This window comes from Mesorhizobium sp. WSM4828, from assembly GCF_055811175.1.
Map to the genome: position 1 here is coordinate 168,015 of NZ_JBVVQK010000006.1, position 23,350 is coordinate 191,364.

Annotated in this window: 22 protein-coding genes; 7 read left to right on the plus strand and 15 right to left on the minus strand. The window is 62.2% G+C overall.

Annotated elements, in window-relative coordinates:
- Positions 1 to 81: 81 nt before the first annotated feature.
- Together AC0L2X_RS09780 and AC0L2X_RS09785 are read right to left on the minus strand one after the other, a co-directional pair.
- Complete coding sequence (locus AC0L2X_RS09780) at positions 82 to 1,482, minus strand: phospholipase D-like domain-containing protein (RefSeq protein WP_473599675.1); 1,401 nt, start codon at positions 1,480 to 1,482, stop codon at positions 82 to 84.
- 63 nt (positions 1,483 to 1,545) lie between these two features.
- Positions 1,546 to 2,361, minus strand: coding sequence for an endonuclease/exonuclease/phosphatase family protein (locus AC0L2X_RS09785; RefSeq protein WP_473599676.1), 816 nt, complete (start codon positions 2,359 to 2,361; stop codon positions 1,546 to 1,548).
- A 181-nt stretch (positions 2,362 to 2,542) separates the two neighbouring features.
- Here AC0L2X_RS09785 and AC0L2X_RS09790 point away from each other — a divergent pair, with 181 nt between their 5' ends.
- Positions 2,543 to 2,953: a DUF427 domain-containing protein gene (locus AC0L2X_RS09790; protein WP_352492140.1), complete on the plus strand. Its 411-nt coding sequence runs from the start codon at positions 2,543 to 2,545 to the stop codon at positions 2,951 to 2,953.
- A 30-nt stretch (positions 2,954 to 2,983) separates the two neighbouring features.
- On the opposite strand, the gene AC0L2X_RS09795 is transcribed toward AC0L2X_RS09790, so the two are convergent.
- The 4 genes from AC0L2X_RS09795 to ku form a co-directional block, all read right to left on the minus strand.
- A complete protein-coding gene (locus AC0L2X_RS09795; protein ID WP_473599677.1) occupies positions 2,984 to 3,400 on the minus strand; it encodes an HD domain-containing protein in 417 nt (138 codons plus the stop codon).
- A 109-nt stretch (positions 3,401 to 3,509) separates the two neighbouring features.
- A complete protein-coding gene (locus AC0L2X_RS09800) occupies positions 3,510 to 3,881 on the minus strand; it encodes an avidin/streptavidin family protein (protein WP_473599678.1) in 372 nt (123 codons plus the stop codon).
- A gap of 76 nt (positions 3,882 to 3,957) precedes the next feature.
- On the minus strand, positions 3,958 to 5,301 hold the full coding sequence (locus AC0L2X_RS09805) for a PAS domain S-box protein (RefSeq protein WP_473599744.1): 1,344 nt from the start codon (positions 5,299 to 5,301) through the stop codon (positions 3,958 to 3,960).
- A gap of 150 nt (positions 5,302 to 5,451) precedes the next feature.
- The gene (gene ku, locus AC0L2X_RS09810; RefSeq protein WP_473599679.1) at positions 5,452 to 6,285 is read right to left on the minus strand and encodes a non-homologous end joining protein Ku; all 834 of its coding nucleotides are present in this window, start codon (positions 6,283 to 6,285) and stop codon (positions 5,452 to 5,454) included.
- Positions 6,286 to 6,410: 125 nt separating this feature from the next.
- Here ku and AC0L2X_RS09815 point away from each other — a divergent pair, with 125 nt between their 5' ends.
- Positions 6,411 to 6,875, plus strand: coding sequence for an NUDIX hydrolase (locus AC0L2X_RS09815; RefSeq protein WP_473599680.1), 465 nt, complete (start codon positions 6,411 to 6,413; stop codon positions 6,873 to 6,875).
- 41 nt (positions 6,876 to 6,916) lie between these two features.
- Here AC0L2X_RS09815 and AC0L2X_RS09820 read toward each other — a convergent pair whose 3' ends face one another.
- On the minus strand, positions 6,917 to 7,531 hold the full coding sequence (locus AC0L2X_RS09820) for an alpha-ketoglutarate-dependent dioxygenase AlkB (RefSeq protein WP_473599681.1): 615 nt from the start codon (positions 7,529 to 7,531) through the stop codon (positions 6,917 to 6,919).
- 128 nt (positions 7,532 to 7,659) lie between these two features.
- Here AC0L2X_RS09820 and AC0L2X_RS09825 point away from each other — a divergent pair, with 128 nt between their 5' ends.
- Positions 7,660 to 7,875, plus strand: a complete 216-nt coding sequence (locus tag AC0L2X_RS09825) for a KTSC domain-containing protein (protein WP_473599682.1) — start codon at positions 7,660 to 7,662, stop codon at positions 7,873 to 7,875.
- A 116-nt stretch (positions 7,876 to 7,991) separates the two neighbouring features.
- Complete coding sequence (locus AC0L2X_RS09830) at positions 7,992 to 9,074, plus strand: sensor histidine kinase (protein ID WP_473599683.1); 1,083 nt, start codon at positions 7,992 to 7,994, stop codon at positions 9,072 to 9,074.
- 37 nt (positions 9,075 to 9,111) lie between these two features.
- Here AC0L2X_RS09830 and AC0L2X_RS09835 read toward each other — a convergent pair whose 3' ends face one another.
- Positions 9,112 to 10,305 carry an acetate/propionate family kinase gene (locus AC0L2X_RS09835; protein ID WP_473599684.1) on the minus strand — a complete coding sequence of 398 codons (1,194 nt, stop codon included), beginning with the start codon at positions 10,303 to 10,305 and terminating at the stop codon, positions 9,112 to 9,114.
- Positions 10,305 to 12,716: a phosphoketolase family protein gene (locus AC0L2X_RS09840; protein WP_473599685.1), complete on the minus strand. Its 2,412-nt coding sequence runs from the start codon at positions 12,714 to 12,716 to the stop codon at positions 10,305 to 10,307. The genes AC0L2X_RS09835 and AC0L2X_RS09840 overlap by 1 nt, the downstream gene beginning before the upstream one ends.
- Positions 12,717 to 12,995: 279 nt before the next feature.
- On the opposite strand from AC0L2X_RS09840, the gene AC0L2X_RS09845 reads away from it, so the two are divergent.
- Together AC0L2X_RS09845 and AC0L2X_RS09850 are read left to right on the plus strand one after the other, a co-directional pair.
- The gene (locus tag AC0L2X_RS09845; protein WP_352492149.1) at positions 12,996 to 14,996 is read left to right on the plus strand and encodes a protein-L-isoaspartate(D-aspartate) O-methyltransferase; all 2,001 of its coding nucleotides are present in this window, start codon (positions 12,996 to 12,998) and stop codon (positions 14,994 to 14,996) included.
- Between the two features lie 39 nt (positions 14,997 to 15,035).
- Complete coding sequence (locus AC0L2X_RS09850; protein ID WP_023720508.1) at positions 15,036 to 15,281, plus strand: hypothetical protein; 246 nt, start codon at positions 15,036 to 15,038, stop codon at positions 15,279 to 15,281.
- Between the two features lie 110 nt (positions 15,282 to 15,391).
- On the opposite strand, the gene AC0L2X_RS09855 is transcribed toward AC0L2X_RS09850, so the two are convergent.
- The 4 genes from AC0L2X_RS09855 to AC0L2X_RS09870 form a co-directional block, all read right to left on the minus strand.
- On the minus strand, positions 15,392 to 15,883 hold the full coding sequence (locus AC0L2X_RS09855; protein WP_473599686.1) for a DUF1772 domain-containing protein: 492 nt from the start codon (positions 15,881 to 15,883) through the stop codon (positions 15,392 to 15,394).
- A gap of 98 nt (positions 15,884 to 15,981) precedes the next feature.
- Complete coding sequence (locus AC0L2X_RS09860) at positions 15,982 to 17,520, minus strand: SpoVR family protein (protein ID WP_352663787.1); 1,539 nt, start codon at positions 17,518 to 17,520, stop codon at positions 15,982 to 15,984.
- Positions 17,520 to 18,842, minus strand: a complete 1,323-nt coding sequence (locus tag AC0L2X_RS09865; protein WP_352492152.1) for a YeaH/YhbH family protein — start codon at positions 18,840 to 18,842, stop codon at positions 17,520 to 17,522. Before AC0L2X_RS09865 ends, AC0L2X_RS09860 begins: the two co-directional genes overlap by 1 nt.
- Positions 18,843 to 18,861: 19 nt before the next feature.
- Positions 18,862 to 20,811, minus strand: coding sequence for a PrkA family serine protein kinase (locus AC0L2X_RS09870; RefSeq protein ID WP_352449545.1), 1,950 nt, complete (start codon positions 20,809 to 20,811; stop codon positions 18,862 to 18,864).
- Positions 20,812 to 21,081: 270 nt separating this feature from the next.
- On the opposite strand from AC0L2X_RS09870, the gene AC0L2X_RS09875 reads away from it, so the two are divergent.
- A complete protein-coding gene (locus tag AC0L2X_RS09875; RefSeq protein ID WP_352492153.1) occupies positions 21,082 to 21,243 on the plus strand; it encodes a hypothetical protein in 162 nt (53 codons plus the stop codon).
- Between the two features lie 16 nt (positions 21,244 to 21,259).
- Here the strand turns inward: AC0L2X_RS09875 and AC0L2X_RS09880 are convergent, their stop codons facing one another.
- Positions 21,260 to 22,327, minus strand: a complete 1,068-nt coding sequence (locus tag AC0L2X_RS09880) for an ornithine cyclodeaminase (protein WP_473599687.1) — start codon at positions 22,325 to 22,327, stop codon at positions 21,260 to 21,262.
- A gap of 3 nt (positions 22,328 to 22,330) precedes the next feature.
- Positions 22,331 to 23,251 (minus strand): arginase, encoded by a 921-nt coding sequence (gene rocF / locus AC0L2X_RS09885; RefSeq protein WP_352663781.1) that lies wholly within the window; start codon positions 23,249 to 23,251, stop codon positions 22,331 to 22,333.
- Between the last annotated feature and the right edge of the window lie 99 nt (positions 23,252 to 23,350).

Consider the following 23,350-nt stretch of genomic DNA (forward strand, 5'->3'; position numbering starts at 1 on the left):
CATGCTCCGGACCCAGGTTACAACTCGTAATCCCCGAGTTCCGTTCCGACAAAGCGTTCCGTTCCGACAAATCCGTTGCCTCTACAATTGCGATTCGATCGGCAGGCATCCAACCAGCGCTGCGACGATGCGCCGATAGAGACTGGCCTCCGGTTCACGCGAATATTGCCGCATCTCGCCATCCGCCATGCCGAGCCACCGCAAGCCGCCTTTGTCCAGGACCAGCTGATAGCTCGTCTGCGGCGACTTTTCGTGCTCGAACAGCCGGCGCAACTCCATCACCAGATTGGTATCGTGGAAAAGCACGCCCATTTCCGCATTCAACGACACCGAACGCGGATCGAAATTGAAGGAGCCGACAAACCCCAGCGTGTCGTCGACCGTGAAGGCCTTCGTGTGGAGGCTGGCTCCCTTTGAACCGAAAACGGAGATGTTGGCCTGGCGGTCGAAGGGCTGCAATTCGAAAAGCTGGATACCTTTTTTAAGCAGCTTGCGGCGGTATTTGGCATAGGCGCCGTGCACGGCGGCGACGTCCGTCGCGGCGAGCGAGTTGGTCAGGATTGCAACCTCGGCGCCACGGTCCACCAGCTTCGACAGGATGGCCAACCCGGTGCGGCTGGGGATGAAATAGGGCGAGACAATTTCGAGGCGCTGCCTGGTCGCCGCGATAGCAGGAAGCAGCTCCTTGGTCAGCCAGTTCCTGCGCCTCTTGCCGCGCACCTTTTCCGGCGGATCGGAAATGACGCGAACGCCTTTCGTCCAGCAGACGTCGCCGTGCGCTGCAATGAACTCCGCAATCGTGCGCCAGGCACTGAGGCTGTTCAAAAGCTGGCCGTCTGCGGTCGCGTCGAGATTGTCGAGGAAATCGGCGCGCGAGCCCGCCGCAGCCGGATTGAGCAGCTGGATCGGCGTTGCCGCCTCGCAATTCCAGAACGCCTCGAAGATCTGCATCGTCTGCCCTACGGCAGGACCGAGAAGCAACAGGTCGAGATCGCGGAAATTCGTCTCCGCAGCGTCGAAATAGGCATCGCCGACATTTCTTCCGCCGACGATGGCCAAGCCCTCATCGGCGATCCAGGCCTTGTTGTGCATGCGGCGGGTCATCGCAAACAGCCGGGCGACCATCTCCAGCGAGCGAAAGATGCTGCCGTTCCTCATGCCGCTCGGGTTGAACAGCCTCAGCTCGATGTTCTTGTAGCTGTTGAGCGCCAGGTAAGCAGCGTCGCTGTTGCGCGGATTGATATCGTCCAGCAGCATGCGGACGCGGACACCGCGCTCCGCCGCCTTGACGACCTCCTGCATCAGCAGCCGGCCGCTATGGTCGTCGTGCCAGAGATAGTACATCAGGTCGAGGCTGCTTGTGGCACTGCGCGCAGCAAGGATTCGCGCGGCAAACGCGTCATAATTGTCGGCGATCAGCAGCAGCCCGCTATTGCCGGCAGCGATCTTGTCCCGGGCAAACCGCGAAATGGCTGTATCCATGAAGTGCACCGACAAACATCAGCGAAGCAAACCGTCTGAAATCTGACTAACAACCCTTCAGGTTCATTCTGGTTGCAGTCGCGGCTGACGTATCGCGTCCAGGTTCAGCCGGGCCTTGATCGGCAGATGATCGGAAGCCCGTTGCGCCAGCGGCGTCTTGTGCACCTCGATGCTGGAAATCAGGTGCGGCGGCCTGGCCAGGATGCGGTCGAGCGCAAACAGCGGAAAGCGCGACGGAAAGCTGGGCAGAACCGCATCGATCGGACCGAAATGCGGAAGCAGGGCCAGCAACGAAGACCTGTTGCGGACGCGCCATTCGTTGAGGTCGCCAAGCAGGATTGTTGGCCGCAGAACCGGGTGCGTGGCTTCGACCAGCGCGTTGGCCTGCTGCGAGCGCGACCGCCGCAGCAAGCCAAAATGTGCGGCTATGATCCTGAGCGAAACGCCCTTCAGTTCCAGGTCCACGATGACCGCACCGCGCGGCTCCAGGCCGGGCAGCCGGAGCTGGTTCACGCTTTCGACCACGCCACGGCGTGCCAGGATCAGATTTCCGTGCCAGCCATGGCTGCGGCGGTTTTCCGGGACATGGGTGGGGACGAGATCGCTGTCCCGCTCGAGCGCTGCGAGATCCAGCAATCCCTGCCTGCTTCCGGTTCTTTCGTCGGCCTCCTGCAAAGCAATGATATCGGCATCGAGTTCCCTAACCACGGCTGCGACCCGCTCCGGATCGAACCTGCCGTCGGTGCCGACGCATTTATGCACATTGTAGGATGCGACCGTGGTGCACGAAATTTCATTGCCGGGCGCGGCAAACCGCGGCACTTCCCTTCGCAGCGCAGCGCCAAGCGACCTTGGAAGGGTAGGCGATCGATCCAGCATGTGATCCATTTGCTGTTGAGTCGGTGAGTGGCGGCCATTGCGATTATGGCGCGTGCGGAGGTCTGAAACAACGGCGACCTTGCAAAACCGTTCCAGCACCGGCCTCGGCGCGCCCGCCGTCTGGAACCCTGACGGGCAACAACACGTTTCGGGAGGGCAGCGCAGTCAACGGAGAAGTCGAATGCAGCCCTTAGCCGCAAATTCCGCCCCCCGGCCAGGCCCGCTCAGGATTGTCCCGTTCGATGGAGCCGTAACCGTTCGGTTCTCCGACGCCATTATTGCATCGAGCGAGCGGGCAAAGCTGCTCTACGAAGACGGTCATGATCCTGTCTTCTACATACCTTTCGAGGACATCTATTTCGACCTTCTGGAGAAGACCAACACAACGAGCCACAGCCCGCTGAAGGGCACGGCAAGCTATTGGCGTGTTCATGCGGTCGGTTCGTCGGCAGAAGACTTCATGTGGGCCTACGAGACGCCGGACACCCCGGCGTTGGCGATCGCCCGCCACGGCGCGTTCGATCCCGGCAGGGCGCGGATCGAGGCCGATCCCGCGGAGGACAAGCAGCATACGCCGCACGTCACCGAGTAAACCCAAATCGGCAACAGGCGCAGCCTTCCGTCAGCTCGCGAACTCTTCTCTGAGAATGCGCAAGCCGTCTTCGTATTTCGCTGTCGACGCCCCGATCTGCCGTGCCTGCCATAGATTGTCGACAAGATCGGCGCGCTTGACCGGCAACGCCAACGGATTGGCAGCGGCCCTGCGAACGAAAGCGGCATCATCCTCGTTCGGCAACCGCGTCATGGCATCGACGGCAGACACGATGGACGGCCCGAACCCGGCCGCCTCAAGCCGGTCGCGGTTCCAGCCATCGCCTTTTTCGATGACATCGTGAAGATAGGCAATGGCTTTCTGGTCGAGCGTTTCGACGGCATCGACGACCCGGCGGCAATGTTCGATATAAGGCCGCCCTGTCTTGTCCGTCTGCCCGGCATGAGCCTGTTCGGCGATTTTCGCTGCGCGATAAAGCACGCTCATTGGGTCGACCCCGTAACGAACAGCGCATGTCCTGGCGCACCAACGCGCCATCGTCAGCGCGAGTTCCGATGACCCGCTGCCTCACGCGCGAGCTGAATGCCCGCTACAGTCAGGAGACGCGTTCAAAACTGTCGAGGCTGGTTCCAAAAGCGCGCCAGGCGGGGAGTTTCCGGGCACGGGCCGGGGCACCTTCCTTTTCCGCCGACAAAGCGGCATCTGCAACGGTGTGCCACAGCATCTCCAGCTTCCCGTTCCTGAGGATGCCGGTATAGCTCACCGCCGCGGCTCCGACCCGCCCTTCGGCCGCGCAGGTGAATCCGATGACGTCTCCATGGCAGGCTCCGAACAGCGGCAGGGTCATGCCGAAGAAGGCGCTGTCCTCCAGCGCCGTCCTGAAGGTTCCGCTGATCCGTCCGCCCTCTTCGCTGGTCAGTTCGACGACCGACCCGTACTGGTTCCGCCAGGTGCCCAGCCAACTCATCGCTGCTCCTCCTGATTTGCCACCATAGGGATTGCGCTGCCAGACGGCCGCCAAGCCGCGGCCGGGGTAGCGGCCTTTAATCAGCCGCGATGCCGGCCGTCGACATCTGAACGAAGCGCAGCGGCGCTTCCAGCGTCCAGGTGATGCCGTGCCTGGCGAATTCCAGGCGGCCGGTGCCGCTGAGCGCCTGCGGCGTGACCCGTTTGAGCACAACCGTTCCGAAACCGCGTCGCGTGGTTTCATCCACCAATGGCCCGTCCAGTTCCCGCCAGACAAGGCGGAAGCCGTCGCTGCCATCGGGGGCTGGCGTCACGGTCCATTCGACCTCGACCCGTCCGTCATGGTGCGACAGCGCTCCGTGCTTTACCGAATTGGTGGCCAGCTCGTGAAAGGCAATGCCGAGATATTGCACGGCGTTCGGCTGCAGCATGATCATCGGCCCGCTCATCGACAGGCGGGCCTGTGTCGCGAAGGCCTTGGTCTGGGCATGGATCAATTCGCCGATAGTCGCGCCACGCCATTCGGCATCGACCAGCAGATCGTGCGATTCCGAAAGCGCCATGATGCGTTGCCGGACCTGTGAAAGGAAAGCCTCTGGCGTCCCCGCCAGCTTGCTGGTCTCGCGGATCATCGAGACGATCACCGAATACTGGTTTTTGACGCGATGGTTGACTTCGCGCATGAGGGTGCGGATGCGCCGTTCGCTCTCCTTGTGCGGGCTGATGTCGCGCGCGATCTTGGAGGCGCCGATGATACGCCCGATGCCGTCGCGTATCGGCGAAATGGTGAGCGAAACCGGTACCAGGGTGCCGTCCTTGCGCTGCCGGATCGTCTCGTATGAAGGAATTCGCTCGCCGGCGCGAATGCGGCGGATGATCATGGCTTCCTCATCCAGGTGGTCGGGCGGGATGAGGATCGTCACCGGGCGCCCGATCGCCTCGGCGGGGGTGTAGCCGAACAGGCGTTGTGCCGCGTCGTTCCAACTGGTGATAATGCCGTTCAGGTCTTTCGACACGATCGCGTCCATCGAGGATTCGACGATGGCAGCGAGCCTTATGCCGGCGTCGTCAGCCAGCGCCTGGGTGCGCAGGTCGAGCAAGGTGTTGATGGCGCCGGCGACCTCGCCGCGCACATTGCGAAGCAGGACCGGGTGCGCGCTGAACGGGATGAACTGGCCGTCCGGCCGCTCGGCGATCGCCCGGCCCCCACGAACGTCCCGCTCCTCCAGCAAGGCAACGGCCATCGGACATTCGTCGTGCGCCATCGGTCGCCCATCAAGGTGGCGAAGCTTCCATGAACCGCACCAGCGGTCCTGGCCAAGCATCGGACGATGTCCCCAGAGATCGGCAGCGGCTTCGTTGAAGAAGGTGATGAAGCCTTGTCTGTCGGTGGTGTAGACAGCCACAGGCAACGCCTGCATCAGATCGGCGGAAGAAACTTGCGGGATTCCGCCAGTCCTTAGTTCAACGACGTCCACCAGTCCCCCGCTCCGCTTAGCTTGCCGACGGATTGCTACGTCATCTAAATGCGCGCGAGTGTTTTCGGTTCCGTTCGATCTGCTTTCGGACATTCAGGCCGATTTGCGTTTCGCCGCCGCTCTTGGACTTTTGTTCGGAGCCTTGCCGCCCTCCTGCGCCAGGCTCTTGCGCAGAACATCGGCGAGATTGACGACGTTCGTCCTCGGCTCGGGTGCCGGCTTGGGCGGTTTCTTGCCCTTGCGCTTGGCTTCGATCATCGCAACCAGCGCCTGTTCATAAGTGTCTTCGAACTTCGACGGGTCGAATTTGGCCGGCTTCTTGTCGATCAGCAATTGCGCGATTTCCAGCATCTCGGGATCGACCTTGCGAGCCTTCAGCCCTTCGAAAACCGCGTCCGCCGCGACCACTTCATTGTGGTTGCGTAATTCCGTCATCACCATGCCCTTGCCCAGCGGCTGGATCAGCACCTCTCGGCCACGCTGGTACAGCACGACGCAGGAGCGGGCCGCCACTTTCTTCCTGGCCATGGCGTCCCGGATCACCGCGAAAGCCTCCGTGGAGGGCACATCGGCCGGGACCAGATAATAGGGCTTTTCGAGGTAGCGTGCGTCGATGTCGGCAGTGGGCACAAACTCGCCGATCTCGAGCGTATGCTGCGACACCATCTTTAGTTTCTTGATTTCGTCCGGCTCTATGCGGACGAACTCGCCCTTCTCAACCTCATAGCCCTTCACCTGGTCGGCAGCCACCACCGTGTCGCCGGTCTCCTCGTCGATATAAGCGCTCTTGACCGGGAGACCGTCCTTGCGGTTCAGGATCCTGAAATGCACTTTCTCGGCCTCGCTGACGGCGCCGATGATCTTGACGCCACAGGAAACCGATCCGACTTTCATAAAGCCCTTCCAGGCAGCTCGCGGCGTCGCCATGTCAATCACTCATTTGCCGAACGGACGGAACGGCTGCGAGCGGAAATCGTTCCGCCGTGGCAGGCTGCTCCATGGGCCGGCCCGGACGAGAACGTTCGTTTGATTTTCGTCAGGGGAATAGCGGAATGGCCAAACGCAGCGCAGGGTTGCTCATTTATCGCAAAAGCAGAGGTTCACTTCAGGTGTTGCTGGTGCATCCGGGCGGCCCATTCTGGGCGAAGAAGGACGACGGCGCATGGTCGATCCCGAAGGGCTTGGTCGACGAGAACGAGGATGAGCTGAGGGCGGCAAAACGCGAGGCCGAAGAGGAGCTCGGCGTCGCCATCGATGGAGTTTTCGAACACCTTGGCAGCTACCGGCAGCCGGGCGGCAAGCTCGTCATCGCATGGTGCGTCGAGGCGGATTTCGACAGCGACGCCATAAGCAGCAACACCTTCGTCATGGAATGGCCGCCAAGGTCCGGCTCGATGAAGGAATTTGCCGAAGTCGACAGAGCGGGCTGGTTCTCCCTGCCGGAAGCCAACCTCAAGATCCTGAAAGGCCAGCGCGCCATGCTGGCGGATTTTGCCGATCGGCATGGCGATCGATGAACCGTATCGGCTTGGTAGTTCAGGGCTGCGCCTAGCTTGCCTTATCGCGCTGTCCCAAGCGAATTTTGAGCGCGCAGCGTACGCAACGTGATCGAATAGCGGTGCTCGGCGACCGGCGGAATGCTGTGCTCCCACTCGCTGCGCGCAGCGCCCGTCATCAGATAGGCTGATCTTGGCTCGACGGTGACCGTCTTGCGATCCCATCGGGTGCCGTTTTTCCGGCGCAGGCGAAAGCTGCAGGCGGCCAGCAGCGAAACGCCGGCGACCGCCTCGAAATGAGGCTTGTCGCGGTGCCAGCCGATACCGGCGCCCGGCCGGTATTCGTTGATCAGCACCTGCACGAAGGTCTCGGCCGGCAGGCGGGCAAAGGCTGCAACCTTTTCCCTGAGCGGCAGCAGAAAGCCGGGTATCGGCGGTGCCTCGACGACTTCGCGCCGATCGTAGTCGTAACGCAGCCCGAAGCCGACCACCCGCCGGTTTGCCAGATGGCCGTGAAAGTCGAAGGCCTGAAAAGGCAGGCTTGCCAGCTGGCTCGCCAACGCTGCTTCTTCCTCCGGCGTGATCAGTTCAGGCTGGTAGTGAAATCCTTCCGGCAGGTCGTCGGTGGCGGCAAAGAGATCGCCCTGGCGGGCAGCCGATGTCTTGGGCGATGGCATCAACCGTATTTGGTGAAGCCGGCCCGTAGCGGCAAGGCTGCTTCGGCAGCAAGGAACCTCGCCCTCCGTGCAGGGTTATTCACACGGCGGCACGGAACGGAGCACTGCCGAGCATTGGACCGTCGAGGATGCCTTCAACTGCGATCAGAAACATCGATTACCAGCCGGCGACGAGGGTACTCTCCATATGGTTCGTCCCGAGCGGAAACCGCTATGACTACGAGGACGTGCCGCCGCAGGTCCACGCGGCATTCCGCAAAGCTTCGTCAAAGGGCCGGTTCTTCAACGAACATATTCGCGACCGGTATGAATACCATCTGGTCGAGCAGAGCCATTCGAGCTGAGCCTTCAGACGCTTCTCAACCACGATCTCGGCTCCGCGCGGCAATGAGCGGACTTCGCAGCTGGCGAGCGACCTGATATTGATCTTGGTCCCACCCGAAGATATCGAAAGCCTGGAATGTCCGCCGAAGCTGAAAAAACCGAGCAGCTCCAGCAATTGCTCGACAACCTCGATCCGGCGGGCGCCCTGGACAGTGACGGTTACAAGAGGTTCCTCGACCAGCTGCCGACTGCGATCGCAATTTCCGATTTGAGCGGCGATGAACGTGTTGTCTATGTCAATTCCGAGTTCCAGAAATTGTCGGGCGTTTCCGTCGCAGAGCTGGAGCGCCGCAACTGGGCTGCGCTGAGCGGAGAAGGCTTGGGCGAAAACAAGGACCGGTCGCTGGCCCGCGCCATCGTCGAGGACATCGACCGGGCGGGAACGTTCAGCCTGCAACGTGCCGGCACAGCGCCGGTCATCATCGATGTGTATTCGAACCTGATCGAGGACGAGCGCGGGCGACCGTCCTTTCGACTGGTCGCCCTTGTCGATGTTACCGTGCACAAGGCAAGTGACAGCGAAGCCTTCGAACAACGCATCCGGGAAAAGGACATGCTGCTGCGCGAGTTGCAGCATCGGATGAAGAACAATCTCCAGATGATCACGGCTCTCATCAGGTTGGAGGCTCGCAGCGCGGCGTCGCCCGATCAGAAACGTTTCGAGCGCCTCGCCGGCCGCGTCGATGCGCTCGCAATTCTCTACCAGACGCTGGCGGTCGACGAACAGAAGGCCGAAGTGGACCTTGGCGTCTATCTCAGCCAGATCGCTTCCGCCGTGATGACCTCGCACGCCGTGCAAGGCATTCGGCTGGACATGAAGGTCGACACCTATCCCGTGTCCATCAACGTGGCGATGCCAACGGGCCTGGTGGTCAATGAGCTTTTGACGAACGCGCTGAAACACGCCTTTCTGGGTCGCGAAGGCGGGACGATCACGCTGCGCAGTGTTGTCGACGACGATGGTTTTCGCGTCGTAGTCGCCGATGACGGCATCGGCCTGCCCGAAGGCGAGACCTGGCCGAAACCCGGCAAGCTCGGAGCATTGATCGCTCAATCACTGATCGAGAATGCCAAAGCCCGGTTCGAGGTGGATTCTGCCCCCGGCAAAGGAACCCGGGTGACCATCGTCTTCAACAGATCGGCCGCGCTCGCGACGTAGCCGGTCGAGCAAGCGCCGCCATTCAAGGCCATCCGCATCAGCCGGGCCTCTCCATCACCTTGCGGGTGTGGCGGGCGATGACACCTTCTTCGTCGGTTGCGACGATGCGGGCTTCGACCTTGCTGTCCGCCTGGCTTATGAGCGCTTCATGGGATTTGTTGGCGGCCTCGTCTATCGCCACGCCGAGCCAGCCAAGCCGCTCGCAAATCGCTTTGCGGGCCAGGGCAGAGTGCTCGCCGATGCCGCCGGTGAACACCAGGCATTCCAGCCCGCCCAGCGTGTTGGCGAGGGCGGCAACTTCCCTGGCGGCGCGGAAGGCGAAAAGCTCCACCGCTTCGCGCGCCCGGCGGTCGTCGCTGGCCTCCAGCGTGCGCATGTCGCCGGAAATGCCGGACACGCCGAGCAGGCCGGATTTCTCGTAGAGCATGTCTTGCAGCGCCTCCCCGGAAATGCCTCTTTCCAGCAGCAGGTACAAAAGCACGCCCGGATCGATGGTGCCGCAGCGTGTGCCCATGACCAGGCCGTCAAGCGCCGAAAAGCCCATCGTCGTATCGACGCTTCGCCCGTCGCGCATGGCGCACAGGCTCGCCCCGTTGCCGAGATGGGCGACGATGGTTCTTTTTGCCGCCAGATCGGGCGATATCTGCTTGAGCCGGCCGGCGACATATTCGTAGGAAAGTCCGTGAAAGCCGTAGCGGTGGATGCCATCCGCCTCGTAGCGGCGCGGCAGCGCGAAACGGCTGACCAGAGGCTCGATGGTCCGATGGAAGGCCGTGTCGAAACATCCGACCTGCGGCAGGTCCGGCCGCAACGCGGCAAGCGCCCGGATTGGTGCAAGGCTGCGCGGCTGGTGCAGTGGCGCAAGCGGGGTCAGCCTGTCGAGAGCCTCGATAATTGTCGGCGTCAGGCGGACGGAGTCGACGAACTCGCGTCCGCCATGGACGATGCGATGGCCGGCGGCGATCAGTTTCCGTCCGCCAAGTTCGTTCTCGATCCATTGCAGCATCTGGCCGATGCCTATATCGGGCCCCATGTCGCGTGATGCGTCTGCGGCAAGTGGCCGATCGCACTGCAGCTCCCCATCGGCGGCTTTCGCGGTCAGCCTTGGCGCGTCGCCCAGATCCAGCGAACCGCGCGAGGCAAGATCCAGCTCGGCGGACGCTGCAAGATCGTAAAGTCCGAACTTGATGCTCGACGAGCCGGCATTCAAGGCAAGGATCGATCGTCGCATCAATCGCGGGCCCTCGTCGCGCCGTCCTGTGGCCAGGACCATTTCTGGATCTCGGGCATGTCCTCGCCATGTTCGCGGACATAGGCCGTGTGCTCAGCCAATTTCCCACGCAGCGCCGCGGCAAGATCCTTCGCCCGCTCGGCCAGCCCCGGCACGCGCGTGATCGCGGCGAGCGCCAGATGATAGCGGTCGAGCTGGTTGAGCACGACCATGTCGAACGGCGTCGTCGTCGTGCCCTCCTCGCGAAAGCCATGCACATGCATGTTGTCGTGGTTGGCGCGCCGGTAGGTCAGACGGTGAATGAGATAGGGATAGCCGTGATAGGCGAAGATGACCGGCTTGGCCCTGGTGAACAGTGCGTCGAATCTGTCATCGGCAAAGCCATGCGGATGCTCGGAATTCGACTGCAAAATCATCAGGTCGACGACATTGACGACGCGGATCTTCAGGTCCGGAACGCCCGAGCGCAGGATGTCGGCTGCGGCAAGCGTCTCCAGTGTCGGCACGTCGCCGGCGCAGGCCAGGACCACATCCGGATCCTCGCCCCTGGCAACCGTCCCGGCCCATTCCCAGATGCCCGCACCGGCCTTGCAGTGCGCTTCCGCGTCCTCGGCGGACAGCCATTGCGGCGCCGGCTGCTTGCCGGCAACGATGACGTTGATGCGGTTGTAGGTTTTCAGGCAATGGTCGGTGATCCACAGCAGCGTGTTGGCGTCAGGCGGGAAATAGAGTCTGACCGTGTCGGCCTTCTTGTTGGCGACGAAATCGGCAAAGCCCGGGTCCTGATGGCTGAAGCCGTTGTGATCCTGTCGCCAGACATGCGAGGTCAGCAGGTAGTTGAGCGAGGCGATCGGCTTGCGCCAGGCAAGTTCGCCGGAGGTCTTCAGCCATTTGGCGTGCTGGTTGACCATGGAATCGACGATGTGGACGAACGCCTCATAGCACGAGAACAGGCCGTGGCGGCCGGTCAGCAGATAGCCCTCCAGCCAGCCTTGGCAAAGGTGCTCGCTGAGCACTTCCATGACGCGGCCGTCGCGGGAAAGATGGACGTCGTAAGGCTCGATCCGCTCCATCCAGACGCGGTCCGTAACATCGAACACGTCGTCGAGGCGGTTGGAGGATGTCTCGTCGGGTCCCATCAGCCGGAAATTCCTGGCGTCGGCGTTCAAGCGGATCACATCGCGAAGGTAGCTTCCGACGGTCCGCGTTGCCTCCCCGACGGTACCGCCGGGACGCGGTACGTCGAGCGCCAGGCCTTTCCAGTCGGGAAGCACGAGGTCCTGTTTCAGCAGGCCGCCATTGGCGTAGGGGATTGCACCCATGCGTCTTGGCCCCGCAGGCGCCAGCGCCGCGAGCTCCGCCAGGAGATGGCCGCCTTTATCGAACAGTTTTTCCGGCTCGTAACTGCGCATCCAGTCTTCGAGGATCTGGCGGTGCGCCGCATCGCCGCGTGCGTTCGACACCGGTACCTGGTGCGAACGCCAGAAATCCTCGACTCGTCTGCCGTCGACCTTTTTCGGCCCGGTCCAGCCCTTTGGGCTGCGCAGCACGATCATCGGCCACAGCGGCCGCTCTCCCTTCCAGCCCGCGGCTCGTGCAGGCTCCTGGATGGAGTGGATCCGGTCGAGCACGGTATCGAGCGTGCGGGCCATCTCCCGATGCATCGCGGCAGGATCATGACCTTCCACGAAGAAGGTTTCGTAGCCATAGCCGAGAAACAGGCTGCGCAATGCCTCGTCTTCCATGCGGCCGAGGATCGTCGGGCTGGCGATCTTGTAGCCGTTGAGATGCAGGATCGGCAGGACGGCACCGTCGGATGCCGGGTTCAGGAACTTGTTGGAATGCCAGGCCGCGGCGAGTGGGCCGGTCTCGGCTTCACCGTCGCCGACGACGCAGGCAACGACAAGGTTCGGATTGTCGAAGGCGGCGCCGAAGGCATGAACCAGCGCATAGCCGAGTTCTCCGCCTTCGTGGATCGAGCCGGGCGTCTCCGGAGCCGTGTGGCTCGGCACTCCGCCGGGAAACGAGAACTGCCGGAACAGCTTTCGCAGGCCGTCTTCGCCCCTGCCGACCTCGGGATAGATCTCGCTGTAGGTGCCCTCGAGCCAGGTGTTCGCGACCATTGCGGGACCGCCATGACCCGGACCGCAGATGAACAGAACATCGAGACCGCGTTCACGGATGATCCGGTTCAGATGCACATAGATGAAATTGAGGCCGGGCGTTGTGCCCCAATGGCCGAGCAGCCGCGGCTTGATGTGCTCGGGCCGCAAGGGCTCGCGCAAGAGCGGATTGTCGAGCAGATAGATTTGGCCAACCGAAATGTAGTTCGCGGCGCGCCAGTAGCGGTCCATCAGATCGACCTGGTCAAGGCCGGTTGTTTGCGCAGTGGTGCGAGCCTCGTCGTTCATGGAAATGCCTCCGGAATACCCTCGTCCGTCGTTATCTGGAGTGGCGTCGCGTCGGAGAAAGGATTTGCCTTGAAATAAGTTCGAGCGGGCGCTGCCGTCGCTGGTAAAAGCCGATCGCTGTCCCTTGGGAACCTCGAGCCTCGCCAACGGTTAGAAAGGCGTGCGCAATCCAGGAATTCAAGGGACCGCAATTCCAGGGACGTACGGGGACATGAACCGAGCTGCCCTCAAGGAAGCTTCGTTCATTGGGCGGAGGGGTCTGCAAAAAGGAGCAGAAAGATGCTCGATCTCTCCCATGCCCGCAACCAAATGGTCGATATCCACCTGAGCCGCCGTGGCATTCGAGACCGCAATGTCCTTCTAGCGATGCGCGAGGTCCCGCGCGAGGCCTTCGTCGAGCCTGGTTTCGAAGAATTCGCCTATGAGGACGGGCCGCTGCCGATCGCCGAAGGTCAGACGATATCGCAGCCCTATATCGTTGCGTTCATGATCGAAATGGCGGAGGTCGGAGCCGGTGACCACGTCCTCGAGGTCGGCACCGGATCAGGCTATGCGGCTGCCGTGATGAGCCGGATTGTCGAACGCGTCTACACGATCGAGCGCCACGCCGCGTTGGCTGAAACGGCGAGGCAGCGGTTCAAAAAGCTCGGCTACGATAATATCGAAGTCCGCACCGGCGATGGCACCAAGGGCTGGCCAGAGGCGGCACCCTTCGATGCGATCCTGGTTGCGGCCGCCGGACCCGGCGCACCGCTCGCTCTGCAGGAACAGCTCGACGTCGCCGGCCGGCTTGTCATCCCGGTCGGCGACGAATTCGACTCGCAGCGCCTGCTCAAGGTCACCCGGACCGGCGCAGCAACTTACACCGAGGAGGATTTCGGCGGCGTGCGGTTTGTTCCGCTGATCGGCGAGCAAGGCTGGGGCGAGCCAGGCAGCGACAGCCAGATAGCGGCCGAGCTTCCGCACCGGCATCAGCGCAGGAGCAGCCTGCCGCAGATGATCGCGGCCGCCGCCGAACCGCTTCCGGATTTCGACGATCCGGCCTTCGGTGCGCTGTTCGACCGGTTTGCCGACCGCCGCGTCGTCTTGCTCGGCGAAGCCAGCCACGGCACGTCGGAGTTCTACCGTGCGCGCGCCGCGATCACTCGCAGGCTGATCGAGAAGCATGGCTTCACCATCGTCGCGGTCGAGGCCGACTGGCCCGATGCCGCGGCGATCGACCGCTACGTCCGCCATCGGCCGCCGCGGCCGGGCGCCGCGCCGCCGTTCCAGCGCTTTCCCACCTGGATGTGGCGCAACACCGACGTCGCGGCGTTCGTTGACTGGATGCGAGAGCATAATGAGCGGATCAGCATATCCTCCCGGCGGGCCGGGTTCTATGGCCTCGACATCTACAATATGGGCGGATCGATCGCGGCGGTCCTGCAATATCTCGACCGCGTCGATCCGCAGGCGGCAAGGATCGCGCGCGAACGCTACGGCTGCCTGACTCCGTGGCAGAACGACCCGGCCACCTATGGCCGTGTCGCACTCACCTCCGGCTACCAGAAATGCGAGAAGGCCGTGCTCGAGCAATGCCGGGAACTGCTCGCTAGAGAGCTCGACTATGCCCAGCAGGACGGCATCGATTTCCTCGACGCCACCCAGAACGCCCGCCTGGTCGCCTCCGCCGAGCGCTATTACCGCACCATGTATTACGGCGGCGCGCAGTCCTGGAACCTGCGCGACACCCACATGTTCGAAACGCTGGAGCACCTGCTGCAGGCCCGCGGCCCGAACGCCAAGGCGGTGGTGTGGGCACATAATTCCCACATCGGCGATGCCCGCTATACCGAGATGGGGATCGTCAGGGACGAACTGAACATCGGCCAGCTCTGCCGCCAGCGTTTTGGCGACGAGGTTGCCTTGATTGGGCTCAGTACGCATTCCGGGACGGTGGCCGCCGCCACCGACTGGGACGGCGACATGGAAGTGAAACCGGTGCGGCCTTCCCACAACGACAGCTATGAGCGCCTTTGCCACGACAGCGGCGTCTCGCCTTTCCTGCTCGATTTCGAGCGCGACGACACGCTGCGCGAACGGCTTCTGGAGCGCCGGCTGGAACGCTTTATCGGCGTCATCTACCGGCCCGAGACCGAGCTCCACAGCCACTATGCGGACGCCTCGCTGGCCCGCCAGTTCGATGCTTTCGTCTGGTTCGATGAAACCAGTGCCGTGACGCCGCTTGGGCCGGAACATGCCGGGACAGGCCTTCCCGAGACCTATCCTTTCGGGCTCTAGCAGCTTGGGAAGCGGAAAATAGAAAGAAGGAGGTCACCGATGGCCGGAAAAAAGACTCATGAGCAGCAATTGCGCATCATCGAAGAGCGCGAGAACACGAAAAACGCCGGCAAGGATTTCGACGCCGAAGCGGATTTGAAAAAGACCAGGCAAGAGCGCGAGGCGTTCCGGCGCGGTGCCGAGCTCAGATCGGACCCGAAGGATATTGCCGATCCCGACGATCGCAACATCATCCGCGGGGAGCACCAGGAAAGCGCCCACAACAAGCACCGCGCCGACCGCTGAACGGCCGGATCGCTTGACGTTACGGCGCCGGGTCCGGTCTCTGATCTGACGGATGCAGCGTTCGGGGCCGCAAATTGGCAGACGAGGGCGCCGTCTTGATCTCCTAGGCGCTATTCGGCAAAAAATGTCGCTGCGACAGCAAGTGAGACAAGGCTCAGCATCGCCAGCCCTGCCCTGGCGACATGCGAAGCCTCCCAGACGTTGCGCAAATCTCTCCAGTCGCCGGCCTGCTTTCGAGAGAACATTGAAAAAAACGTCGCGGCTGATTTCGGCATGGCAGTGTCTTGCACCCAGAAATTATTGACGGGGTGCGTGACCAACCAATAGGTCGCATGCTCCGCCAGCAAGAAGACAAGCGCCGCCAAGGTCCACCAGAATCGGGCGCTTGGATAGGGCGTCAGGTAAAGCAGGACGGCGAGTGCAATGATGCCGCCGATCTCGGCGAACCCGCCGATCGTGAAGCCGGGATAGTAGATTGCCTGCACTGATCTGTAGGTGGCCTCCTTGAGGCGCAATTTGCCGGGCAATTCCAAAGCGTGCGCGAGCGAGAGCGCCATCGAGACGGCGACCAGAAGAAGGGCGGCGATCATCAATGCGCGCATGTTCCTGCTCCCGACCATGTCAAGATGCGCCCGTAGATAGGGTCGTTGGTGATGCGGTAAAGGCGATGACACCCGACGTCGCCGGCAAGCCGGTAGGGTCATTCCCCGATCTGGCTGGTAGACCGTTCGTGGAGCGTGGCGCCGGTCTGCGCGTCGACCGCGACCATGCTGACCTCGTAGCCCCAGAGCTTGCGGATGTGGCGCAGCGTGGCGTCGCGGCTGCCGCCTTCCAGCACGATGCCGTCCTTGACCTTGTGCTGCAGGCGCAGATGCCGGTCGCCGAGCAGGTCCACATCCACCACCTGTATGTCGGGCCGGCTGGCGCCGATATCGTAGCTGTGGGCGAGTGCGCCGCGGATGCTCTCGTAGCCGCGCTCATTGTGTATCGAGGCGACTTCGTAATGGGGGTCGTTGGCAGCATCGGCAAGCACGAAGAACCGCCATTTCCGTATCAGGGTCGGGCTCAGGTATTGGCGGATGAAGGACTCGTCGCGATGGTTGGCCCAGGCGTCCAGCAAGGTCTGGCGCCAGTCGCCGTTGCCGGCGATGTCGGGGAACCAGTCGCGGTCCTCGGCCGTCGGCGCGGTCGAGATGCGCTGGATGTCCTGCATCATGTCGAGGCCCAGCGCGTAAGGGTTGATACCGGAAAAGCGCGGATCGTCGAACCCCGGCTGGAAGATCACGTTCGAATGGTTGCGCAGGATCTCCAGCATGGCACCTTCGCCGATCAGGCCGCGGTCGAACAAAAGGTTCATCAGCGTGTAATGCACGAAGGTGGCGCAGCCCTCGTTCATTACCTGCGTTTGCCGCTGGGGATAGAAATACTGCGCGATGACGCGGACGATCCGGATGACCTCACGCTGCCACGGTTCCAGGATCAGGCTGTTCTTCTCCAGGAAATAAAGCAGGTTCTCCTCGGGCAGCTTGAGCGATTTCTTGCGCTCCGTCATGGTATCCGTCTCGCGGACCTTGGTGCCGTCCTTGGAAGGCGGCAGCGTGCGCCACAGATCGTTGTAGGAACGCTCCTCGTACTCCAGGCGCTCGCGAAGGCCCTCGCGCTGCTTTTCCGACGACAGCTTCGGCGGCCGGTGGTATCTGAACACGCCCTGTTCCATTAGCGCATGTGCGGCATCGAGGATCTCTTCCACCGCATCGACGCCGTGCCGCTCTTCGCAGCGGGCAATATAGCCCTTGGCGAAGTCGAGATAGCTGAGGATGGCGCCGGCGTCCGTCCACTGCCGGAACAGATAATTGTTCTTGAAGAAATGGTTGTGGCCGAGTGCTGCGTGCGCCGTCACCAGGGCCTGGAGGGCCATGGTGTTTTCCTCCATCAGATAGACGATGCAGGGATTGGAATTGATGACGAGTTCATAGGCCAGCCCCCGTCCGCCTTTGCGATAGAGCAATTCCTGGTAGAGGTAGTGCTTGCCGAAGGACCAGTGCCGGTACATCAGCGGCATGCCGACCGAGGAATAGGCGTCGAGCATCTGTTCGGACGAGATGATCTCCATCTGCACCGGATAGATGTCGAGGTGGAGCTCTTCGGTGGCGATCGCCTCGATGGTCTCGTAGGCGCGCGACAGCGTCCTGAAATCCCAGTCGGAACCGGAAAACAGCAGCCCGGATCTGCTCGCCATCAGCCCCCTCTTTCACCGCTCTTTTGATAACCCGGCTGTCTGGCGAAGAGCTGGCGGAAAACCGGGTAGATGTCGGCCGCCGTGGCGATGCGGCTCATCTGGAAGTTTGACCATCTCAGCTTGACCGCACTGTAGGCACGCCACAGCGACGTGCCGTTGTCGGTAGCGCCGAAGATGTGGCTCTCACGCTCGTCGAGGATCTCGACATAGGCGAAATACTGGCAGAGCCGCATGATCTGTTGATCGAGCAGGGCGATGCAGCGCTCGGAATCGGTGACGAAATTATCGCCGTCCGAGGCCTGGGCGACATAGATGTTCCATTCGCGGCTGGGATAGCGTTGCTCGACGATGCGGTGCATCTCCTCGAGCGCCGTGGAAACCACCGTGCCGCCGCTCTGGGTGTTGTAGAAGAAGGTTTCCTCGTCGACCTCCTGCGCCTCGTGCGTGTGGCGGATGAAGACCACCTCGGTCCGGTCATAGCGCCGTTTCAGGAACAGGTGCAGCAGCACGAAGAAACGCTTGGCCAGATCCTTCTCGCGTTCGCCCATCGAACCGGACACGTCCATCAGGCAGAACATCACCGCATTGGCGTTCGGCACCGGCTGGGCGTCGAAGCGGTTGAAGCGGATATCGACCGGATCGACAAAGGCGATCCGCTTGCGGCGGCGCTCCAGCCGCTCAAGCTCTTCCTGCAGCGCCACGATGCGCTGGCGCAGCTCGGCGTTTTGCGGCTTCGCCTCCAGCGAGGCGATCTCCTGGGCGATTGCGTCGAGTTCCTCCTGCTTGGGGCGCCTGAGCGCTATGCGGCGGCCATGGCTGTTGCGCATCGTGCGCCCGACATTGATGTTGGTCGGCGAGCCGGTCGCGGCAAAGCCGGCCCGGCGCGGCTTGAAGGCGAGGATCTCCTTGAGGTTGAGCTTGACCATGTCAGGCAGTTCTAGGTCTTCGAAAAAGAGGTCGAGCACCTCTTCGCGCGACAGCACGAAACGGAAATCGTCCTCCGATTCGGTTCTCCCCGGGGCGGACCCCATGCCTCCGCCCTGGCCGGGCTTGGGCAGCCGGTCGCCTGGGGTGAAATGCTTGTTGCCGGGCAGGACGTGCTGACGGCTGCCGCTGTTCCTGGCATCGTTGAAGCTCGGCTCGCCGGTACCCCGCGCCGGCATCGAAACGGCATGCTCGGCGTCCACGTCGGCGATCTTGCCGGCGCGGATCTGATCGCGGATGGTGCGCTTCAACTCTTCGCGCGCCCGCCGCAGGAAACGCTGCCGATTGCCGAGGCTTTTGTCCTTCGGGTTCAGTCGGCGATCGATGAAGATCGGCATATGTTACCCCGGGCTGGCTTCAACCCGCCTTGTTCACCCGCATGTACCAGTCCACCAGCCGGCGGACCTGGCGCTCGGTGTAGCCGCGCTGGATCATCCGCTGCACGAATTCGGTATGCCGCTTCTCCGTCACGCTGTCCTGCTTGGAGCCGAAGCTGATCACCGGCAGCAGGTCCTCGACCTGCCCGAACATCCGCTTCTCAATGACTTCGCGCAGCTTCTCATAGCTTGTCCATGACGGGTTACGGCCATGGTTTCTGGCGCGCGCGCGCAGCGTGAACTTCACCACTTCGTTGCGGAAGTCCTTGGGATTGGCGATGCCGGCCGGCTTTTCGACCTGCGACAGTTCGTTGTCCAAGACCTCGCGATTGAGGATCTGGCCGGTATCGGTATCCTTGTAGTCCTGATCCTCGATCCAGGCATCGGCGTAGGCGATATAGCGGTCGAACAGGTTCTGGCCGTATTCGCTGTAGGATTCCAGATAGGCCTTCTGGATCTCGTGGCCGATGAACTCGGCATAACGGGTGGCCAGCTCCGACTTGATGAAATCGAGATAGTCCGCCTCGGTCTCCTTCGGGAACTGCTCGCGCTTGATCGCCTCTTCCAGGATGTACATCAGATGCACCGGATCGGCGGCCACCTCTTCGGTGTCGTAATTGAAGGTCTGCGACAGGATCTTGAAGGCGAAGCGGGTGCTGACGCCGGTCATGCCTTCGTCGACGCCGGCGGCGTTTCGGTATTCCTGGACCGACTTCGCCTTGGGATCGGTTTCCTTGAGGTTCTCGCCGTCATAGACGCGCATCTTGGTGTAGAGCGGCGAATTGTCGTGTTCGGCCAGGCGGGTCGAGACGGTGAACCGGCTGAGGATATCGAGCACTTCCGGAGCGCAGGGGCTGTTTGCCAATTCGCTCTCGCGCAACAGCTTCTCGTAGATCTGCCGCTCTTCGGTGACGCGCAGGCAATACGGCACCTTGACCACCAGGATGCGGTCGAGGAACGCCTCGTTGTTCTTGTTGTTCTTGAACTGCAGCCATTCCGACTCGTTGGAATGGGCAACGATGATGCCCTGATAGGGGAAAGCGCCGAAATTCTCGGTGCCGTTGTAGCTGCCTTCCTGGGTCGCGGTCAGCAGCGGATGCAGCACCTTGATCGGCGCCTTGAACATCTCGACGAATTCGAGCAGCCCTTGCGTGGTCCGGTTCAGCCCACCGCTATAGGAGTAGGCGTCAGGATCGGACTGGCTGAAGTTCTCCAGCTGCCTGATGTCGACCTTGCCGACCAGGGCCGAAACGTCCTGGTTGTTCTCGTCGCCCGGCTCGGTCTTGGCGATGCCGATCTGGCGCAGCCTGGACGGCATCAGCTTGACGACGCTGAATTTGGAGATGTCGCCGGACAATTCGTCGAGGCGCTTGGCCGCCCAGGGCGAGATCAGGCCGTTCAGCCGCCGCCGGGCGATGCCGTATTTGTCCTCCAAAAGGTCGCCCATGCGGTCTGGATCGAACAGCCCGAGCGGCGATTCGAAGACCGGGCTGACCTGGCCGCCGACCTTCAGCGTATAGATCGGACGCTGCTCCATCAGCCTTTTCAGCTGCTCCGCAAGCGAGGACTTGCCGCCGCCGACCGGGCCGAGCAGATAGAGGATCTGCTTGCGTTCCTCGAGCCCTTGCGAGGCATAGCGGAAATAACCGGCGATACGCTCGATCGTATCCTCCATGCCGTAAAAGTCGGCGAAGGTTGGATAGATCTTGATCGTCCGGTTCGAAAAAATACGGCCGAGCCGCTCGTCCTTGCTGGTATCGACAAAGGTCGGTTCGCCGATCGCCTCGACCATCCGTTCGGGTGCCGAGGCGTACATCGACTTGTCCTCGCGGCAGGCAAGCAGATATTGCTGGAGGCTTATCTCCTCCTGAGCCGCATTCTTGTAAACCTCGGAAAACAGATCGAAGACGTCGGATTGATTCTCACGCATGGTATTCCTAGCCCCGGAGCCGGTGTGGCTGCACGTTTGTCTCTTGAACAACCAAATGTCAGAAAGCGCTTGTGGTTCCCTTCACTTCGCAGAGAGTGCATGTGATCGAAGGATAAGAGTCTAGATAAGGACATCCTGAGTGCAGACAAGGCGTGCAACGTCCTGACCGAGGCATAAAATCCTGAATTGCACCACGCCCCGCTGACGACTCCCAACAAGACCGAGGAACGGTTCGGGTCCTTCCCGGTTGTGAGGGAAAGGAGACGGTCGATGTCTGGGAATAGTTTGTGGTTGCTCGTCGTTGCAGGCGGTCCACTGCTGCTGGCAATTCTGATCGCCTACGCCCTGCTCACGCAGCGCCGTCGCGGCCCGGCGGAGCGCAGGGAAAGCGAGCGCGCAACCGAGCGCCTGTATCGGGAAAAGAAGGACTGACCGACAGGATCGCAGCTCAGCTGCCGGCAACCGCCAGCCCGGTCGCTTTTTCGGCCCGCAGCAGCATGCCGAACAGGTCGCGCGGCTCATCGGGATCGGCCAGAAGGTCTAGTTCCTCGTAAAGACCGGTCCGCTGAAGCTGATCGCGGACGTAGCGCAACGCAGAAAAATCCTCGATCGCAAAGCCGACGGAATCAAACAATGTGATCTGTAGGGCATCCGTCCGGCCTGCTGCCTTTCCTGTCATCACCTGCCACAATTCGGTAACCGGATGATCCGCATCGAGCTGCTGGCTCTCGCCTTCGATGCGCGTCTGCGGTGGATATTCGACGAAAATGTCCGAGCGCAGCAGAATGTCGCGATGCAGCTCGGTCTTGCCCGGGCAGTCGCCGCCCACGGCGTTGATGTGCACGCCGGATCCGACCATGTTGTCGGTCAGGATTGTTGCCGACCGCTTGTCGGCGGTAACCGTGGTGATGATCTGTGCACCTTCAACGGCTTCCTGCGCCGACGCGCAGAGCTTGATGTCGAAACCCATGCCGGCAAGGTTCTTCATGCATTTCGTCGAGGCCGCCGGGTCGATATCGTAGAGCCGCAGCCTGTCGACGCCAAGCAGCGCCTTGAACGCAATCGCCTGGAATTCCGATTGCGCGCCATTGCCGATGATCGCCATGCACTTGGCGGCCTCAGGAGCGAGGTATTTCGCCGCGACCGCCGAGCTTGCGGCGGTTCTGAGCGCGGTCAGGATGGTCATTTCCGAAAGCAGCATCGGATAGCCGTTGCCGACATCGGCAAGCACGCCGAAAGCGGTCACGGTCTGGCGGCCGTCACGCGTGTTCTTCGGATGCCCGTTGACGTATTTGAACCCGTAAAGCTGCCCGTCGCTGGTCGGCATCAGCTCGATGACGCCGTCAACGCTGTGCGAGGCGACGCGCGGCGTCTTGTCGAACAGCTCCCAGCGCCTGAAATCCTCTTCGATATAGGCGGCAAGCTCGAGCAGGAAGCGCTCGATGCCGATGGCAAGCACCAGCTTCATCATGCGGTCGACGCTGACGAACGGCACGATGTTCAAATTGACGGTCATGGCTCAGAACCCCCTCGTCGGGCGATCCATGATCCGCCGACCCATCAGGCTCGCGGTCAGGTCGACCAAAAGCGTGGCGGTGCGGCCGCGTTCGTCGAGAAAAGGGTTGAGCTCGACCAGGTCGAGACTGGTGACGAGGCCGCTGTCATGCAGCATTTCCATCGCCAGATGCGCCTCGCGGAAGGTGGCGCCGCCTGGAACGGTGGTGCCGACCGCCGGGGCGATCGACGGGTCGAGAAAATCGACGTCGAGGCTGACGTGCAGCATGCCGTTGGCGGCGCTCACCCGTTCGAGAAAGGCGCGAAGCAGTTGCGCAATGCCGTGCTCGTCGATCGAACGCATGTCATGGACCGTCACACCGGCTCGGCGCAACGCTTCCCGTTCTGCCAGGTCCACGCTGCGGATCCCCAGCGCGCATATGCGAGCCGGGTCCACCTGCGCCGCAAGGCGGGGGAAATAGCCCTCGAAGCCGGGCTGCCCGCTGGCGTAGGCCAGCGGCACACCATGCAAATTGCCGCTGGTGGTCGTGTCGAGCGTATGAAAATCGGGGTGGGCGTCGAGCCACAGCACGAAGAGCGGCCGGCCGGCATTCGCCGCCCGGCGGGCAATGCCGGCGAGCGTGCCGGCCGAAATGCTGTGGTCGCCGCCGAGAAAGATCGGCATCGCGTCGGCGCTCGCGGCATAGGCCGTTTCGCTGATTGCCGCTGTCCAGGCGGCAATTTCCGGCAACGCCTTCACCGCCGCGTTGCCGTGTGCGACAGGACGCATGTCGGCAGGGACGATGGTTCCGAGGTCGGTCAGCGTATGGCCGAGCTCGGTCAGTGCGCCGGCCAGGCCGGCCGTGCGCAGCGCACTCGGCCCCATCTCGCAGCCCATGCGGCCTGAGCCGGCCTGGATCGGCGCCCCAACGATCGTGCAATGCATGCTCATACCCGACCAATTACGATGCCTTTATTGAAGCCGGCATCGCTGGCAGAATGAACATGTCAAATTGGCAAATTTGTCGAAGTGCCTTACCATTGT